This is a genomic window from bacterium (genome assembly GCA_021372515.1).
Lineage (GTDB): Bacteria > Gemmatimonadota > Glassbacteria > GWA2-58-10 > GWA2-58-10 > JAJFUG01.
Genome location: JAJFUG010000091.1, coordinates 37501 through 39487, shown reverse-complemented (window position 1 = coordinate 39487; position 1987 = coordinate 37501). Strand labels below are relative to the sequence as shown.

2 protein-coding genes (1 of these 2 cut by a window edge) are annotated in these 1987 nt (G+C 68.5%); both read left to right on the top strand.

Features of this window, described 5'->3' with window-relative positions; translation table 11 throughout:
• Window positions 1–1448: hypothetical protein (locus LLH00_09200; GenBank protein MCE5271444.1), on the top strand; the 1448-nt coding region annotated here is incomplete at its 5' end.
• A 26-nt stretch (window positions 1449–1474) separates the two neighbouring features.
• Window positions 1475–1987: the 5' portion of an SEC59/DGK1/VTE5 family protein gene (locus LLH00_09195; protein MCE5271443.1), read on the top strand. It continues 192 nt past the right edge of the window; the window shows 513 of its 705 coding nt (coding positions 1–513); the start codon lies at window positions 1475–1477; the stop codon falls past the right edge of the window.

Sequence of the window (1987 nt, the reverse complement as noted above, 5' to 3'; positions counted from 1 at the left end):
GGACCGACAACCGCCTGTACCCGTTCCAGCGTTACTCCGGCGGCCACAGCATGGACTACGAACTGCGGCCCGGCGAGAAACTGACCCTGTTCTACGAGCCGGAGTGCGAGGGCCTTTTCTACCTGCCCTACAAGCAGGTGCACGGGGAATATGTCGAATTCCCGCGCGAGATAGCGGAGTTCGAGATACGCACGGCGGACGGCCCGCACAGCCAGAAAGACTACCGCCGCTGGGGCACCGGGCGTTTCGAGTATGTGCCCCAGCTTTCGCACCGCGAGGCTTTCTACCCGGTGGTGGGCGGCGGATTCAACCAGAACCTGCGCCTGCCCTCGCGCTCCGGCGAGGCCCTGACCCGCGACCGCGGCGACCTTCCCGCCCAGGCCGTGTTCGAGGTGGCCAGCCCTTACGAGCTGATCGACGGGGAGATTTCGGTCTACGCCCAGCTCGAGAGCGCGGCGCACCACCTGGCGGCCGAGATTTCGACCGACCGCGGCCGCTCCTGGCGCACTTGCGGCGCGATCAACGGCCCCTATTTCGGCCCCTGGAAGACCGGGGCGGACCTTCTGGCCGTGAGCGAGCACGGCTGCCTGACCATGGTGAGCGGTAAGTACGGCTACCTGGTCCGTCTGACCCTGAGTGGGCCGCAGCCGGCCGGGGCGGCCCGAGTGGGCGAGGTGGCGATCTCCAGCCTGGTGCAGGCCAACCCGCGCAATTTCCCGGTCCTGGCCGCCGGGCGCAACGAGCTGGTCTATTCACCCGGGCCGCAGCGCCGCCGCTGGAGCCTTCCCGTGCGGCTGGAGGCCCTGGACCGGTTCACCGTGCGCAGCCGGAACATGGAGTACGTTCTGGAGAATGACAACCAGCTCCTGAAGCCCCGCAACTGGGGCCGCGCCGAGGCCGTTTTCGCCGTGGCCGCCCCGGACAGCGCCGACCTGCTCTCGTTTCGCGCCGGGGGACGGTTCCTGGCCCTGGACAGCCTGGCCCCGGAAAAGACCACCGCCGAGACCCGCCGCACGCGGCTTCGCGCCCCCGACCCGGCTCGCGCCAAGGGCGCAATCGAGTGGTCACGCAGCCCCGAGGGGCCCTGGACTGAAATCTGGCGCTACAAGCCGTTCGGCGCTGGTCTGGACGGCGAGCGGGTGGAGCGCGTGCTGGCCTGGCCCGAGACGGACACCCAAGTGTCGCCCGGGCCGGGAGTGCGCAAGGTCTACGTGCGCTACCGCCTGGAGGGGCTGGCCCTGGATGACATCCGCCTGAGCGCGTTCACCGCCGGAGGTGGCCACGCCGGCCGGCTGGTCCTGACCCACGAGTGGCTCTCGGGCAGCAACCGGGTCAACCGCACCGTCGAGGTGCCCGACCCGTCCCGCGAGTTCCGCTACGGCCTGGACACCGGCCGGGGCGAGTTCAAGAACATCTCTCTCACTCTGGAGTGCCCGGCCCAGGAATGAGCCGGCACGGGAAAGGAGCGGCAGGCTTGCCGGACAGGAGCGAAGGTGAGGTGAAAGCGGCTTTCGGCAAGGAACTGGGACGGAAAGTGATCCACACTTTCGCCCTGTTCTACCTGGTTATCTATTTTGCCTGCGACCACTTGGCGGGGCCCCAGTTGGGCCTGCTGGTGCTGGTGGGCCTGCTGGTGGCCGTGATCATCATCGAGTACCTGCGCCTGGAACGTCAGGCCGATATCCCGCTCCTGTCCTGGCTCTGGGCCAATTTCCGTCGCGAGAAGGAACAGGCCGCGGTGGGGGCCGAAATCTTTTTCCTGCTCGGCGTGATCGTGGCCCTGGGCTCTTTCGAGCAGCGGGTGGCAACGACCGCCGTGCTGATGACAGTGTTCGGCGACCTGACTGCCGCCCTGGTGGGCATGCGCCTGGGACGGATCCGGCCGCGCATGTTCCACGGCAAGTCGATCGAGGGCAGCCTGGCCGCCGCGGTGGTGAACCTGTGCGTGGGCTGGGTGGTCATGCGCGACTGCGGGGGCGGCACGGCC